The organism is Micromonospora sp. WMMD1082, from assembly GCF_029626175.1.
In the GTDB taxonomy this organism is placed as follows: domain Bacteria; phylum Actinomycetota; class Actinomycetes; order Mycobacteriales; family Micromonosporaceae; genus Micromonospora.
The window spans coordinates 6,309,834-6,324,753 of record NZ_JARUBM010000002.1; the positions used below are offsets into that span (position 1 = coordinate 6,309,834).

17 protein-coding genes are annotated in these 14,920 nt (G+C 71.1%); 2 read left to right on the top strand and 15 right to left on the bottom strand.

Going from position 1 to position 14,920, the window contains the following annotated elements:
* Positions 1 to 83: 83 nt before the first annotated feature.
* From O7615_RS29180 to O7615_RS29225, 10 genes are all read right to left on the bottom strand, one after another.
* Positions 84 to 227 carry a hypothetical protein gene (locus tag O7615_RS29180; protein WP_278180991.1) on the bottom strand — a complete coding sequence of 48 codons (144 nt, stop codon included), beginning with the start codon at positions 225 to 227 and terminating at the stop codon, positions 84 to 86.
* On the bottom strand, positions 224 to 670 hold the full coding sequence (locus O7615_RS29185; RefSeq protein ID WP_278182278.1) for an Rrf2 family transcriptional regulator: 447 nt from the start codon (positions 668 to 670) through the stop codon (positions 224 to 226). Before O7615_RS29185 ends, O7615_RS29180 begins: the two co-directional genes overlap by 4 nt.
* Before the next feature lie 112 nt (positions 671 to 782).
* A complete protein-coding gene (locus O7615_RS29190; RefSeq protein WP_278180992.1) occupies positions 783 to 1,775 on the bottom strand; it encodes an ABC transporter ATP-binding protein in 993 nt (330 codons plus the stop codon).
* Positions 1,772 to 2,755, bottom strand: coding sequence for an ABC transporter ATP-binding protein (locus tag O7615_RS29195; RefSeq protein ID WP_278180993.1), 984 nt, complete (start codon positions 2,753 to 2,755; stop codon positions 1,772 to 1,774). Before O7615_RS29195 ends, O7615_RS29190 begins: the two co-directional genes overlap by 4 nt.
* The gene (locus O7615_RS29200) at positions 2,752 to 3,642 is read right to left on the bottom strand and encodes an ABC transporter permease (RefSeq protein ID WP_278180994.1); all 891 of its coding nucleotides are present in this window, start codon (positions 3,640 to 3,642) and stop codon (positions 2,752 to 2,754) included. Before O7615_RS29200 ends, O7615_RS29195 begins: the two co-directional genes overlap by 4 nt.
* Positions 3,639 to 4,583, bottom strand: coding sequence for an ABC transporter permease (locus O7615_RS29205; protein ID WP_278180995.1), 945 nt, complete (start codon positions 4,581 to 4,583; stop codon positions 3,639 to 3,641). Before O7615_RS29205 ends, O7615_RS29200 begins: the two co-directional genes overlap by 4 nt.
* Before the next feature lie 18 nt (positions 4,584 to 4,601).
* Complete coding sequence (locus O7615_RS29210; RefSeq protein ID WP_278180996.1) at positions 4,602 to 6,137, bottom strand: ABC transporter substrate-binding protein; 1,536 nt, start codon at positions 6,135 to 6,137, stop codon at positions 4,602 to 4,604.
* Positions 6,138 to 6,299: 162 nt separating this feature from the next.
* The gene (locus tag O7615_RS29215) at positions 6,300 to 6,926 is read right to left on the bottom strand and encodes a M23 family metallopeptidase (RefSeq protein ID WP_278180997.1); all 627 of its coding nucleotides are present in this window, start codon (positions 6,924 to 6,926) and stop codon (positions 6,300 to 6,302) included.
* Between the two features lie 87 nt (positions 6,927 to 7,013).
* Positions 7,014 to 7,478, bottom strand: coding sequence for a universal stress protein (locus O7615_RS29220; RefSeq protein ID WP_278180998.1), 465 nt, complete (start codon positions 7,476 to 7,478; stop codon positions 7,014 to 7,016).
* 133 nt (positions 7,479 to 7,611) lie between these two features.
* Positions 7,612 to 8,076, bottom strand: a complete 465-nt coding sequence (locus tag O7615_RS29225) for a MerR family transcriptional regulator (protein WP_278181000.1) — start codon at positions 8,074 to 8,076, stop codon at positions 7,612 to 7,614.
* Between the two features lie 40 nt (positions 8,077 to 8,116).
* Between O7615_RS29225 and O7615_RS29230 the strand changes: the two genes are divergently transcribed.
* Positions 8,117 to 9,289, top strand: coding sequence for an MFS transporter (locus tag O7615_RS29230; RefSeq protein ID WP_278181001.1), 1,173 nt, complete (start codon positions 8,117 to 8,119; stop codon positions 9,287 to 9,289).
* 171 nt (positions 9,290 to 9,460) lie between these two features.
* On the opposite strand, the gene O7615_RS29235 is transcribed toward O7615_RS29230, so the two are convergent.
* Both O7615_RS29235 and O7615_RS29240 read right to left on the bottom strand, forming a co-directional pair.
* Complete coding sequence (locus tag O7615_RS29235; protein WP_278182279.1) at positions 9,461 to 9,634, bottom strand: DUF397 domain-containing protein; 174 nt, start codon at positions 9,632 to 9,634, stop codon at positions 9,461 to 9,463.
* Positions 9,635 to 9,642: 8 nt separating this feature from the next.
* The gene (locus tag O7615_RS29240; protein WP_278181002.1) at positions 9,643 to 10,482 is read right to left on the bottom strand and encodes a helix-turn-helix transcriptional regulator; all 840 of its coding nucleotides are present in this window, start codon (positions 10,480 to 10,482) and stop codon (positions 9,643 to 9,645) included.
* 307 nt (positions 10,483 to 10,789) lie between these two features.
* Between O7615_RS29240 and O7615_RS29245 the strand changes: the two genes are divergently transcribed.
* A complete protein-coding gene (locus O7615_RS29245; RefSeq protein WP_278181003.1) occupies positions 10,790 to 11,983 on the top strand; it encodes a helix-turn-helix domain-containing protein in 1,194 nt (397 codons plus the stop codon).
* 117 nt (positions 11,984 to 12,100) lie between these two features.
* Here the strand turns inward: O7615_RS29245 and O7615_RS29250 are convergent, their stop codons facing one another.
* Genes O7615_RS29250 through O7615_RS29260 form a run of 3 tightly spaced genes read right to left on the bottom strand, consistent with a single transcriptional unit; the run spans position 12,101 to position 14,891 of the window.
* Positions 12,101 to 13,087 (bottom strand): zinc-dependent alcohol dehydrogenase family protein, encoded by a 987-nt coding sequence (locus O7615_RS29250; RefSeq protein WP_278181004.1) that lies wholly within the window; start codon positions 13,085 to 13,087, stop codon positions 12,101 to 12,103.
* Positions 13,084 to 13,962, bottom strand: a complete 879-nt coding sequence (locus O7615_RS29255) for a carbohydrate ABC transporter permease (protein ID WP_278181005.1) — start codon at positions 13,960 to 13,962, stop codon at positions 13,084 to 13,086. Before O7615_RS29255 ends, O7615_RS29250 begins: the two co-directional genes overlap by 4 nt.
* Complete coding sequence (locus O7615_RS29260) at positions 13,959 to 14,891, bottom strand: sugar ABC transporter permease (protein ID WP_278181006.1); 933 nt, start codon at positions 14,889 to 14,891, stop codon at positions 13,959 to 13,961. The genes O7615_RS29255 and O7615_RS29260 overlap by 4 nt, the downstream gene beginning before the upstream one ends.
* Positions 14,892 to 14,920: the final 29 nt, after the last annotated feature.

The following is a 14,920-nucleotide window of genomic DNA, read 5'->3' on the forward strand; positions in this document are numbered from 1 at the left end:
CTGTTTTGAGCCGCGGTCGTCGTCACCAGGGGGGCGGTCGCAGACCGGGCCACAGTGCCCGACCGGCAGTACCGCGACGGCGATCAGCTGTCGCGCTCGGACTGTGTGCCGGCGCGGCAGTGCTGATCGTCCGCGTCGACCGCGCACCGAATATCCCACCAACTCGACAGGTTTTCAAGCCTTGGCTCCGGGAGACGGACGACCGGCGCGCCCTCGTCGACCGTCACGCCACACGGGGTGGGCGATCGGCCACGTCACGTCCCAACCGATCGGCGGGCCCGAGCAGGTCGGCCAGGCTGGCGTGGTCGACCACCCCCTCGATCGCCCGGTGTACCGACAGCCACACCTCGCCCAGCCCGGCGGCCACGCCGTGGTATGTCGCCACCTCGGCCGGCGCTCCCCGGACCGTGGTGAGCGCACCGCCGGTGGCCCGCAGCACGTCCCCCACGGTGATCCCGTCGGGCTCGCGGGTCAGCGCGTAGCCGCCGTCGGCACCCCGCAGACTGTGCAACAGGCCGGCGCGCCGCAGGTCCAGCAGGATGCCCTGCAGGAACGAATACGGGATGTCCTGGCTGGCCGCCAGGACCGCCGCCTTGACCACCTCCGGGTGATGCTGCGCCACCGCGAGCATGGCCCGGATGGCGTAGTCCGATCGCGCCGAGACGTACACGACACGCACCCCTATCACCGATATTCTCGATAAGACATGTAGGGATAGTGGACAGGGTGCGGCCACCGCCCGTCAAGGCACGCGGTCCCGGTGGCCGCGCAGGGGCGCCCGCTCAGGCCGCTCGCATCGCCCGCACGGCCTCCCCGGCGAACAGGCACGCCGCGTCGTGGTCCGGGTCGACCTCGGCGAGCGCCGGGTCGGTACGGGAACAGTCCGGCCGGGCCTGCGGGCATCGGGTCCGGAACCGGCAGCCGTCGGGCGGGTCCACCGGGCTGGGGATGTCGCCGCTGAGGATGATCCGCCGGCGCTCCCGCTCGATGCGCGGATCGGCCACCGGCACCGCCGACAACAGCGCGGCGGTGTAGGGATGGGCCGGCTCGCGCCAGATCTGCGCCGGTGTGCCGCTCTCCACAATTCGACCGAGGTACATCACGGCCATCCGGTCGCTCATGTGCTCCACCGCCGCCAGGTCGTGGGCGATGAAGAGGTAGGTCAGCCCGAGATCCCGCTGGAGCCCCCGGAGCAGGTTCATGATCTGCGCCTGGACGCTCAGGTCGAGCGACGCGATCGGCTCGTCCAGCACGATCAGGTCCGGCTCACCGGCCAGGGCACGGGCGATACCGACCCGCTGCCGCTGGCCACCGGAGAGTTCGTGCGGGTGCCGATCGGCGAGGTCACCGCGCAGCCCGACCAGGTCGAGCAGTTCCTCGACCCGCCGGCGGCGGGCGGCACCGCCGTCGGTGAGCCGGTGCACGATCAGCGGTTCGGCGATGCTCGCCCCGACGGTGCGCCGCGGATCGAGGGACGCCTGCGGATCCTGGAACACCATGGCGACGCGGCGGCGCAGCGCCCGCAGCCGCCGCCGGGACCACCGGGTGACGTCCTGCCCGTCCACCCGGACGCGGCCGGAGGTGGGATCCACCAGCCGCAGCAGCGCCAGGCCCGTGGTGGACTTGCCACTGCCGGACTCGCCGACCAGGCCCAGCGTCTCGCCCCGGCGCACCTGCAACGACACCCCGTCCACCGCACGGACCACCCCGGCCGGCGTCGGGAACCACACCGTCAGGTCGTCGAGTTCGGCGACGACCTCGGCCGGCGTACTCATGCGCCCTCCCCGTCGGCGCGCTGCGGGTAGAAGGTGCGGACGTGGTGGCCGGCCGCCACCGGGACCAGCGGCGGCAGTTCGTGCGCGCACCGGGCATCGCCGCGCACCGGGCACCGGGGCCAGAAGGCGCAGCCCGGCGGCAGGTCCAGCGGGCTGGGCGGGGCGCCCTGGATGGTGACCAGGTCGCCGCCGCCGGCCGCCGGGTCCGGGCGGGCGGCCAGCAGTGCCTCGGTGTACGGGTGTGACGGCTCGCCGAAGACGGCGTCCACCGGCCCCTGTTCGAGGATGCGACCGGCGTACATGACCGCCACCGTGTCCGCGATACCGGCGACCACGCCGAGATCGTGCGTGATCCAGACGACCGCCGTGCCCAGCCGCCGTTGCAGGTCGGCGACCAGCTCGACGATCTGGGCCTGGGTGGTGACGTCGAGGGCGGTCGTCGGTTCGTCGGCGATCAGCAGATCCGGCTCACAGGCCAGCGCCATGGCGATCACCACGCGCTGGCGCATGCCGCCGGAGAACTGGTGCGGGTACGCGTCCACCCGCCGGGCGGCGGACGGTATGCCGACGAGTTCCAGCAGCTCGATGGCGCGGGTCCGGGCGGCCCGCCGGGTCAGACCGAGGTGTTCCTCGCCGGCCTCGGTGACCTGCCGGCCGACGGTGAGCACCGGGTTGAGCGAGGTCATCGGATCCTGGAAGACGAAGCCGACGTGCCGCCCGCGCAGCCGCCGGCGGCGTTCCTGCGGCAGGCCGGTGAGTTCCGTACCGAGCAGGTGCACGCGCCCGGCCACCCGCGCGGAGCGGGGTGCGAGGCCGGTGGCGGCGAGCACGCTCATGCTCTTGCCGCTGCCCGACTCGCCGACCAGCGCCAGGGTCTCCCCCGGCCGCACCGACCAGTCCACGCCGGCGACCACCCGCGCCGGTCCCCGCCGGGTGCCGATGGTGACGGTCAGCTCCTCGACCGCCAGTACGGGCCTCATACGCCGCTCCTTCTGGCCTCGCTGACGGTGAGCTGGCGGGGATCGAGCACGTCCCGCAACGCGTCACCGACCAGGTTGAACGCCAGAACGGTGAGGAAGATCGCCGCACCCGGGAAGAAGCCCAGCCACCACGCCTCGGTGACGAACCCCCGCCCGTCGTACAACATGCGCCCCCAGGCGGGTGCCGGCGGTTGCACGCCGAGGCCGAGGAAGGAGAGCGCCGCCTCCGAGAGGATCGCGAAGGCCAGCGACAACGACGTCTGCACGATCAGCGGGGCCGCGATGTTGGGCAGCACGTGCCGGCGCATGATGCGCAGGTCCGACGCGCCGATGGAGACCGCCGCCCGGACGAAGACCTGCTCCCGGACGGAGAGCACGCCGGCCCGGGTGACCCGGGCGAAGATCGGGGTGTAGACCACCCCGATCGCCACCATCGCGGTGACCAGCCCTGGCCCGAGCACCGCCACGATGGCCACCGCGAGCAGCAGCACCGGGAACGCGAAGAGCACGTCCATGCAGCGCATCAGCACGTTGTCGAGCCAGCCCCGGTAGTAGCCGGCGAAGAGTCCGAGGGTCACCCCGACCGCCAGCGCGATCCCGACGCTGACCAGGCCGACCTGCAGCGAGACCCGGGCGGCGACCATGACCCGGCTGAGCACGTCGCGGCCCAACTCGTCGGTGCCGAACGGATGCGACCAGCTGGGCGGCTGGAGCATCCGGTCGACGTCCACCTCGTTGATGCCCGACGGGGCCAGCCACGACCCGGCCACGCCGACCACGACCAGCACCGCGAGCACCACGCTGCCGGTCAGCGCCAGCGGGTCGTGCCGCAGCGCCGACAAGGCTCGGCGCAGCTGCCCCTCGCTCCTGGCGACCTGCTCGCTCATCTGACGGTGATCCGTGGGTCGAGGCGGGCGTAGAGGATGTCGACCAGAAGGTTGACCAGCAGGAACAACGCCGCCACCAGCAGCACCGCGCCCTGCAGCACGGGGTAGTCGCGGGCCTGGACCGCGTCGAAGGTGAGCCGGCCGATGCCGGGCCAGGCGAACAGCACCTCGATCACGATCACCCCGCCGAGCAGGCTGGCCAACTGCACCGCCACCACGGTGACCACGGGAATGAGCGCGTTGCGCAGCACGTGCCGCAGCACCACCACGCGGGTGCGCAGCCCCTTCGCCTCGGCGGTGCGGACATAGTCCTCCGAGAGCACCTCCAGCATCGAGGACCGGATGAACCGGGTGAGGATCGAGGCGGTCACCAGACCGACCGTCGCCGCCGGCAGGGCGACGTGCGAGGCCCACCCCGCCGGATCCTCGGTGAGGGCGACGTAGCCCGACGGTGGCAGCCAGCCGAGCACCCCGGCGAAGAGCAGGATGCCCATGATGCCCATCCAGAAGTCCGGCACCGAGACACCGAACTGGCTGAACACCCGGGCCGCGTGGTCGATCAGCGAGCCGCTGCGGATGGCCGAGACGATCCCCAGCGGGAAGGCGACCAGCATCGCGAACACCACCGCGGTGACCGCCAGCGACAGCGTCGCGGGCAGCCGCTCCAGCACGATCGAGGTGACCGGGCGGCCACTGCGGAAGCTCACGCCGAGGTCGCCGGTCAGCGCCCGCCGCAGGTAGTCGAAATACTGCACCACCAGGGGTTTGTCCAGCCCCGCCCGGGCCCGCAGCGCCTCGTACGTCTGCGGGTCGAAGCGGGTGCCGAGGGCCACCCGGACGGGATCACCCGGCACCAACTGGAGCAGCAGGAACACCACGACGGTCACGCCGAGCAGCACGACCGCGGACTGCAACAGCCGACGGATGACGAAGCGGGCCACCTGAGGTCCCCCGCCGGGTCACTTGGCCAGCGCCACGTCGCGGAACCGGATCGCCCGGTCGGTGCGTACCTCGTAACCGGTGACCCGCGTGGACCAGCCCTGCGCCACGTCGGGGTTGTAGAGGTAGATGTAGCTGGCGTCGTCCACGATCTGCTTGGCCACCTGGTCGTACTGCTGCTTGCGGGCGGCCTGGTCGGTCTCGGTCCGCGCCTGGTCGAGCAGCCGGTCCACGGCGGGGTTGCGGTACTTGTGGAAGTTGAACGTGCCGCCGCTGTGGTGCTGGGCGTAGTAGAACTCGTCGGGGTCGATGTTGCCCAGCCAGCCGAGCATGAACGAGTCGAAGTTGCCGCCGCCCTGCTCGTCGAGCCACTGCGCGAAGTCCAGCGTACGGATCTTGACGGTGATGCCGACGCCCGCCAACTGCGAGGCGATGACCTGGGCGGCGGTGACCGTCTCCGGGTACTCGCTGGTGACCATGAGGTCCATGCTCAGGCCGCTCACGCCGGCCTGGTCGAGCAGCTGGCGCGCCTGGTTCACGTCGTGCGAGTACGGCGCGTACTCGTAGTGGAAGGCGCTGTTCTGCGGGATGGCCGCCTGGTTGACGGTGGCCAGCCCGAACTTGGCGGCCTTGGTGATCGCCTCGCGGTCGAGCGCGAAGGCGATCGCCCGGCGCACGTTGACGTCGTCGTACGGCTTGCGGGCCTGGTTGAGCGCGAGGTACCAGTAGTCGGTCGACGGTATCGACTGGACGGTCGGGTCGTCCCCGTCGAGCAGCGCGGGGACCTGCTGGGGCGGCAGGTTGTCGGTCCACTGCACCTCGCCGCCGCGCAGGTTCTGCAGCGCCACGGTGGGGTCGCTGACGAAGGTGAACGTGACCCCGTCGAGCTTGGGCTTCTCGCCCCAGTAGTTGTCGTTGCGGACCAGCCGGATGTTGTCGCCGGAGGTGTAGCTGCCGATGGCGAACGGGCCGCTGCCGACCGGCTTGGTCGTCACCTCACCGGATTCCACATTGGCCTTCTGGACGATCGCCACGCCCTTGAAGCCGCCGAGATTGGCGAGCAGGTTGGGGGTGGGCGCGTCGAGGGCGACCACGACGGTGGTCGGGTCGGGTGCGGTCACCGACTTCACCGTGCCGAACTTGTACGCGGTGTTCAGCTTCTCGTCGATGATCCGGTTGTAGGAGTAGACGACGTCCTCGGCGGTCAGCGGTGCGCCGTCGGAGAAGGTCACCCCCTCGCGGAGGGTGAACGTCCAGGTCAGCTGGTCGTCGCTGGTGGTCCATCCGGTGGCCAGCGACGGCTTCATCTCCAGGTTCGCGTCCGGCTCGACCAGCGTGTCGTAGACGTTCTCCAACACCTGGAAGCTGTAGTAGGCGGAGGTCTTGTGCGGGTCGAGCTGGTCGGGCTCGCCGCCGATGGCGGCGGTGAGGACGCCACCGGCACTCGCTCCGTCGGCGCCATCTACATCGACGCCGTCGCCCGCGCTGCAACCAGCCACGGCCGCGAGCATCAGGGCGAGCGTCGCGCCGGCCAACCTGAATCTGGTGCTGGACATGGTCCTCCCCCTGGATTCTTCCCCGGCAGCTGAAAGCCCTCCTCGCCCCACGCTAGCCGCAAACCCGCCGAGCGGCAGACCACGGACCGGCCGGGCACCGACGATCGCCGCCGTTCTGTGACACTGCGGCGCGGCGCGGTCACCGGAGCGTAGGCATCACCGCTACCGGCAGTTGTTGCTGGTCAGCCGGACGGTGTACTCGGCGTCGTCGTGGGTGATGCCCGACGGCTGCCCGTCGAACCAGGTCTCGACCTTCTGCCAGCCCCGGCGCTGCTCGTAGTGCAGGTGTGGGGCGCCGGAGTTGCCGGTGCTGCCGATCCGGCCGATCTGCTCGCCCCGGGCGACCCGCTGCCCGACCTGCACCAGCGGCGGTTCCAGCAGGTGCAGGTACTGGGTCTCCCACCGACCGCCGTGGTCGATCTTCACCCAGTAGCCGCCGCCACGTCCCCGAGGGCCGTCCGGGTTGTCCGGGGTGCGGGCGCCCAGCGACCCGTTGATGCCGGCGACGGTCACCCTGCCGTCGTAGGAGGCGAGCACCGGCTGCCCCCACGGGTCGCCGGAGAGCGGGAAGAAGTCCACGTCGTTCTCGCCGTGACCGGGATAGGTGCCCAGCTGCCAGGTCTCGCCGCAGGCGACCGGCAGCTGGAACAACGGGCGGGGGCCGGGCGGACGCAACACGATCACGGCCGCCACGGCCAGGGCGATCACGACGCCGAGGGTGAGCAGCAGGCGGAGGCTGGTCCGGCGGGAGCGGGAGCGGGAGCGGCCGGTCGTCACCGTCCAGAGCATGGCAGACGCCGGCAAGGCCGGCGCCAGCCGCCCGCCGCGCCCGGAAGCTCCGGGAAGCCGCCCGCCGCCGTCAGCCGGGCAGCACCGTCAGCCGGGCAGCGCCGGCACGGCGGTGCCGGTCGGCGCCGGGGCCGGCACCGGGATCACCACCACCGGGCAGGTCGCCTTGCGTACGCACTCCTCGCTGACCGAGCCGAGCACGGTGTGCCGCAGCCGGCCGTGCCCGTGGCTACCGAGCACCAGCAGGTCGGCGCCACGTGCGGCAACGGAGAGCACGTCGGCCGGCCGACCCTCGACGACCTCCGCCGCCACCGACACCGCGGAGCTGCCCCGGGTGGCCTCGGCGACCGCCCGGGCGAGCAGGGTCCTGGACCGCTCCTCCTCCTCGAATGGATTGGGCGCGACCATGAAGCCGCCGTCCAGGCCGTCCCAGCGCCACGCGGTGACCGCCTGCACCGTGCCGCCACGTCCGGCCGCCTCGTCCACCGCCCACCGCAGCGCCCGCCGGCCACCGTCCGAGCCGTCGACGCCCACCACAATGAGGTACGTCATCGTCCTCACTCCTTCCCGTCCTCCCCTCCAGTGCAGCGTGCCGGCGGTGGCCGTACCAGCAGCCGAGGTCCCGCAGCGGCGGGCCGGACGGACCGGTCGGAGCGGGACCTATGGCCCGCCCGCGTCGCGGCGGTCAGCGGGTGGCGTGGGTGTGCCCGACCGCCGGCCCCGCCTTGCGGACCGACCGGCGCACCACCTCACAGCCCGGATCGCCGGGCCGGCCGGGACCGACCACGTCGGCCCGTACGTCGGCGACGATGGTGGCCAGCAGGTCCCGGCTGTGTTCCAGTGACGCGATCTTCTCGGCGAGCAGGTCCAGCTCGCCCTGCAACGTCTCGGCCAGGCGGGCGCGGTCGGCGGGCTCGTCGGGAATCGCCGCCCGCCCGTCGAGCAGGAACCGCAACGCCTGCCCGACCACCCCGGAGGGCAGCGCGGCCGACAGCATGCAACGGATCCGGGCCACCCGGTCCACGTCGGACTCCGCGTAGACCCGGTAACCCGACCCGGTCCGCCGGGGCACCAGCAGCCCCTGCTCCTCGTAGTAGCGCAGCATCCGTACGGAGGCGCCGGTACGCGTACTCAGCTCACCGATCAGCATGCTTGACTCTAACGTCAATGTCAGGCTTTAGCGTCGCATTGTGATCATCTACGTACTCTTCGTCTGCTCCTTCGCCGTGGCCACCGCCGAGTTCGTGCTGGTCGGCCTGCTCCCCCAGGTCGCCGCCGACCTGGACGTGTCGGTCCCCGCCGCCGGACAACTGGTCACCGCGTACATGGTGGTGGTCACCGTGGGCGGACCAGTCGCCACCGTACTGACCCGCCGGCTGCCGCGCCGGTCGCTGCTGGCCGCCACCATGGCGCTGGCGACCGTATCGGCGGTGGCCAGCGCCATGGCCACCTCGTACGCGATGCTGCTGTCGGCCCGGCTCGGCTCCGCGCTGGCCCAGGCCCTGTTCATGGCGGTGGCCTCCCAGGTGGCCGTGGCCTCCGTGCCGCCGGAGCGGCAGACCGCCGCGGTGGCCCGGCTCTTCGGCGGGTTCGCGCTGGCCACCGTCCTCGGCCTGCCGCTGGGCAGCCTGATCGGCGAGGCGTACGGCTGGCCGGTCACCTTCGTCGCCGTCGCCGGCACGGCCGCCGTCGGGCTGCTCGGCGTGCTCGTCTTCTGCCCCCGGATCCCCAACCCACCACCGTCCGGCGTACGCGACAGCATCGGCGCCGTGCTGCGCCCCGCCGTCTACGCCGGGCTCGCGGTGACGCTGCTGGCGCTGACCGGTTTCGTGGCGGCCTTCACCTACGTCGCCCCCATGCTGCGCGAGGTCACCGGGCTGAGCCCCGGCTGGGTCAGCGTCGGGCTGGTCGGCTACGGCCTCGGCACCATCGCCGGCAACCTGCTCGCCGGCCGGGTACGCCCCAACGCCATCACCCGGCGCCTGCCGGTCGCGGTCGCCGCCGTGGCCCTGATCCTGGTGCTACAGCCGGTGTTGCTGCCCACGCCGGTGCTGGCGCTGGCCGGTCTGGCCCTGCTCGGCGCGGCGACGTTCCTGGTCGTGCCGCTGGTCCAGACCTGGCTGATGGGCCAGGTCGACACGAGCGCCACCGGCCTGGTCGCCGCCGTCAACATCTCGGTCGCCGGCGCCGCCGGAGCCCTCGGCGCCGCGCTCGGCGGGACGATTCTCGCGGTCGGCCTCGGCCCGGCCTGGATCGGCCCGGTCGCCGCCGTCTCCGTCCTGGGCGCCACCGCCGTCGCCGCCGGCATCGCCCGCGCCTCGTCGTCCCGCCGACCGTCGTCGGAGGCACTGCTCCCGCAGTGAGGTAGGGCGGGGATAGACGGAGAACATTGTTCACCGGAGTGGTGATGTCACCCTGACATATGTATGTCGGGGTGACATCCCGTGTCACAGCTCGCAACCGAAACCGCCGACACGTCCGGCCACCAGGTACCTCGGTGCGGTGACAGTGTTGCCGGATGGCCCGACGCGGTACTACTGACGGCCCGTCAACCAGGTGAGGAAGTTGGCATAACTGTCGCGGTCGAACGAAAGAATCGGGCCGCTGCGGTCCTTGGAGTCTCGAACCTGCACGCCACCGTCGTGCATACGAGCCTCGACGCAGCTGTCGCTGCCGTTGCTCGTGGTTGACTTCTTCCAGTCCCCCATCAAGCCGTTCACTTCATCCCCTCGGCGGCTGTCCGCAACATCTCGATCGACTGGTCGGCCGACAACGCATCCTGCGCCAATCGGTTGAACACGTCGCCGTACGATGCTACCGCTTCCGGGTAGAGGTCTCCCGCGTACGTTTCGCAGTACACGACGTCCTCACCCTCGGCAAAGCCGAGGATTACGAGCGGCCCGAGCGTGCCGGCGTGGGCACCTGCCGAGGATGGGATCACCTGAAGGTCGACGTTGGACCGAGCAGCGATGTCGACCAAGTGAAGCAGTTGGCCGCGCATCACCTCCGCCCCGCCGACCAAGCGGCGGATGGCTCCCTCGTCAAGGATGAACCACAGGTTCGGTGGATTGGGCTGATCCAGAATGGCTTGGCGTGAGGTACGCACCTCCACGCGAGTGTCGATCTCGTCGACCTTGAGGCGGACGGGTCCGCGTTGCAGCAAGGCGCGAGCGTAGTCCTCGGTTTGAAGCAGACCTGGCACAATCATCGGACCGAACGCCTTGATCGAGATGGCCTCGCTCTCGAAGGCGATCAGGCTCGCGTACTTCTCGGAGATCGCCGTCGCGTACGGCTGCCACCAGCCTCGATCTCCGCGCTTGGTGGTATCGGCCGCGATCTTGGCCAGTCGCTCCGTCACCTCGTCGTCGGCACCGTAGCTCTGGAGTAGCGCCTTCAGAGTCAGCGGTCGAACACCAACCCGACCTCGCTCGATACGGCTCAGGTGCGAGTCGGAGATGCCAGCGGCGGTTGCCGCTTGGTCGATGTTCAGGCCGGCTGTCTCACGCAACCCCTTCAGTTCGATGCCTAGCTTCCGTCGCGCCGTAGGACTCGCCACGTCGGACAGTCTACGACCACGGCCAACGACCCAGAACCCCATCCAGACACTCGCTCCAGGCAGTTGTCTGGAACAGTTACTTCATGGAATCATCCTCCGTGACGGCTCCGTCACAGCTGAAGTTCAGGACGGGCACCAGCGGAGGTTGGTATGAGCAGCCAGGGCGATACCGGGAGTCCGAGCAGAGCCGAGCAAATCCAAGCGTCGGAGCGGGAAGCAGCCAAACAGCGGATCCTGGCCACGGCTGAGGCAGAACGGATACCGGCCCAGGAGACGACTCGGGCGCTACCTGATCGGCGGTGGCGGTGTGGAGAGTGAGGTGCCGATCGGGCGGCGGGTGGCGTACTGGCGGGCGCGGCGGAGGATGTCGCAGCAGGTGTTCGCCGATCGGCTCGGCAAGTCGAAGAGCTGGGTCGACAAGATCGAGCGTGGGGTGCGGACGCTGGACAAGGTCTCCACGCTGCGGGACATCGCCGCCGCACTACGCATCGATCAGGCGTTGTTGCTCGGCGAGGAGAGTCGCCCCGCCGACGTGACCACGCGGGTCGAGGGCGTGGAGCTGATCCGGGCGGCACTGTCCGCGTACGACATCGCCTTGGACCAGCCGGCGGCGCGCCGTGACGTGCCGGACGCGGCTTGGCTGACTCGCAGCGTCGCGCATGCCTGGACCAGCTACCAGCACGCCCGGTACCCGGCACTGATCGACCTGCTGCCGGAGTTGCTGGCGGGCGCGCAGCGCGGGCACGCCCGCGATCCGGGGGCGGGTCGGGTGTCGCTGGTGGAGGCGTACCGGGTGACCGCGTCCCTGCTGGTCAAGCTGGGCGAGACCGAGCTGGCCTGGCTCGCCGCCGACCGGGCGATGACCGTGGCGACCGGCGATCCGGTGCTGGTGGCCGCCGCCACCGTGCAGCTCGGTCAGGTGCTGCGCGCCACCGGCCGGGCGCAGGCGGCCGGCAGGGCAACGCTGGCCGCCGCATACCGGATCGGACAGTCCGACCTCGACGTGGCACGGTGGTCACTCTGCGGGACGCTGCTCGTGCAGGCCGCGCTCGCGGCGGCGCGACACGGCGACGAGCGGGCCGCCGCCGCCCGCGCCGACGAGGCCGCCGACCTGGCCGCCGAGGTCGGCGACGGCAACGACCATCATCACACCAGCTTCGGACCGACCGCAGTGGCGCTCGCCCGGGTCGCGGTCGCGATCGAGTTGGGTACGCCGGACGAGGCGATCGCCCGGCACGAGCAGGCCATCGGGCGCGACGGTTGGCGGTGGCTGCCGCCCGAGCATCGCGCCGCCCACCTGATCGACACGAGCCGCGCCTACCTCCAGCACGCCGACCCGGTCAATGCCGCCCGGGTGCTGCTGGAGGCCGACCGGACCGCACCCGCCGAGCTACGCCACCGACCCGCCGCCCGGAGTGTGCTCGCCGACACGCTCCGCCATCCCGACGCCCCCGCCACGATCGTCGCGCTGGCGGCCATGCTCGGGGTGAGCCGCGCATGACCGCGCCGTCGCCACCACTGCACGCCGATCATGGAGTTGTGGCACCTGACGAAGTGGTGCATTCAACGTGTTTCTGGCGCCACAACTGCATGATCGACGAGAGCTTGAGCGGGGTCGTCAGGCGATGAGGAGTTTGCGGCCCACTCCGGCGCGGAACTGGGTCATGGCGTCGGCGTAGCTGGCGAGGGGGAAGCGGTGGCTGATGAAGACCTGCGGGTCGAGCACACCGGCGGCGAAGAGTTCGGCGGCGCGTTCGAAGCTGTGCAGGACGGCCATCGAGCCGGTGACGGTGATCTCCTTGTTGTAGATGCGGTACGGCGCGACGGGCACCCGGGTGGCGTACTCCGAGACGCCGAACTGGAGGAACGTGCCGGCGGGGGCGACCCGTTCCAGGCCGTCGGCGATGGCCGCCTGCACGCCCGTGCAGTCGATCACCACGTCCCAGCCGCGCGGCCGGTCCAGCTCGTCGGCGCTCGCCGCGTGCGCCGAACAGCCCAGCCGGACGGCGGTGGCCAGCCGGTCGGGGTTCAGGTCCACCATGCTCACCGTCGCCGCGCCGCAGCGCTTCGCCAGTTCCAGCATCATCAGGCCCATGGTGCCGGCGCCGTAGATGAGGTAGTGGTCGGCCAACCGCCGGGGCAGCACGTCGAAGCCGCGTACCGCACAGGACAGGGGCTCGATCAGCGCGGCATCGGCCGGGGTGACGCCCTCGGGCAACACGACGCAGTTGCGTACCGGGGCCACGGCGTACTCGGCGGCCCCGCCGGAGACGGTGACCCCGATGGCGTTCCACCGTTCACAGAGGTTGCCCCGGGCGCGCCGGCACTGGTAGCAGTCCCCGCAGTGCAGCGACGGGTCGACGGCGACCGGGTCGCCGACCCGCAGCTCGGTGACGTCCCGGCCGGTCGCGACCACCGTGCCGGCGAACTCGTGGCCCGGCACGATCGGGTACGCGGGCGCGAACTCGCCGTCCATGATGTGCAGGTCGGTGCCGCAGATCCCGCACCCGGCGACCTCGACGACCACGTCCCGGGGGCCCGGCGTGGGGTCCGGCACCGACTCGACGCTGATCTGGCCCGGCGTGACGATGACTGCTGCCTTCACTTGACCGCCCCCATGGAGAGTCCTCGGACGAGTTGTTTCTGGGCGATCCAGCCGGCCAGCACGACCGGCAGCGACACGATCGTCGCCGCCGCGCAGAGCCGGGCCAGGAAGAGCCCTTCGGAGGTGATGAAGCCGACCAGGAAGATCGGCGAGGTGCCGGCCCGGGTGGCCGTCAGGTTGACCGCGAAGAAGAACTCGTTCCAGCTGAAGATGAAGCAGATCAGCGCGGTGGCGGCCAGGCCGGGCGCGACGATCGGCAACAGGATCCGCCGGATGGTGACGAGCAGGTTGGCACCGTCCATCGCCGCCGCCTCGATCAGCGCGGCCGGCACCTCCAGCAGGAACGAGCGCATCATCCAGACCGCGAGCGGCAGGTTCATGGCCGTGTAGAGCACGACCAGGGTCCAGACGTTGTCCAGCATGCCGAGGTCCTGCACGAGCAGGTAGATCGGCAGCAGGGCGGCCACGATCGGCAGCATCTTCGTGCTGATGAAGAAGAACAGCACGTCGCGCCAGCGCTCGACCGGGCGGATCGACAACGCGTACGCCGCCGGGGTGGCCAGCAGGAGCACCAGCAGGGTGGAGAGCAGGCTGGCCATCACCGAGTTGAGCAGGTACGGGGTGATGTCCCGGTCGAAGACCTGCCGGTAGCCGTCCAGCACCGGGGTGAAGAACCATGACGGCGGGTTGCTGGCGGCGTCGACCTCGCGCTTGAAGCCGGTGAGCACCATCCAGGCCACCGGCAGGAAGAACATCAGCCCGGCCAGCCAGGCCAGCACGGTCCAGACGGCCCCGGTCACCCCGGCGGTCCGGCGGGCCGGGCTGGCGGTGCTGCGGCGGGTCGCGCCGGCGGCGCGCTCGCGTACGGCGGTCATCGTGCGTCCTCCATCCGGAACAGGCTGGAGATCACCCGCAGCGCGAAGGTGGCGACGATGATGGTGCCGATCACCACCACGACGCCGGCCGCGGCGGCCTCGCCGTACTCGAACTTGCGGAAGGTGGTCAGGTAGATCTCGTACGGCAGGTTGGTGGTGGCCCGACCCGGGCCGCCCTGGGTGATGGTGAAGACCGCGTCGAAGGTCTGCACCAGGTAGATGGAGCCGAGCAGGGCGCCCAACTCCAGGTACGGCCGCAGGTAGGGCAGCGTGACCCGGGTGAAGGTCTGCCACGGCCCGGCGCCGTCCACCCGGGCCGCCTCCAGGGTCTCCAGGGACTGACCCTGCAACCCGGCCAGGATGATCAGCATCATGAACGGGGTCCACTGCCAGACCAGCGCGGTGACCACGGCAGCCATCGGGTACTGGGAGACCCAGTCCGTGCTGCCGCCGAAGATGCCGTTGATCAGGCCGTACGACGGGTTGTAGATGGCGTGCTTCCACAGCAGCGCCGCCGCCATGGGCATCACCAGGAACGGGGTGATCAGCAGGGTGCGGACGATGCCCCGGCCGGGGAACTTGCGGTCGAGCAGGATGGCCAGGCCGAGGCCGAGCAGCACGGAGACGATCACCGACGACGCGGTGAGCACCACCGTGTTGACCAGGGCGGCCCGCAGCCGGCCGTCGGTGAGCACGGTGGCGTAGTTGGCCAGCCCGATGAACTCGCGGCTGCCCGGCCGCAGCGCGTTCCAGCTCTGGGTAGACAGGTAGAGGGTGAACAGGAACGGCAGCTGCGTCACCACGATGGCGAAGATCAGGGCGGGTAGCAGCGGGCCACGGCGGGCCCACCGCTGCGCCCGGCCGGGACGGGTGGGACGGACGGTGGGACGCGGTGTCGCGCCCGCACCGGGGGTGATGGTCGTGGTCATGGATCCACCTCGGGGCAGGGCCGGGGCCG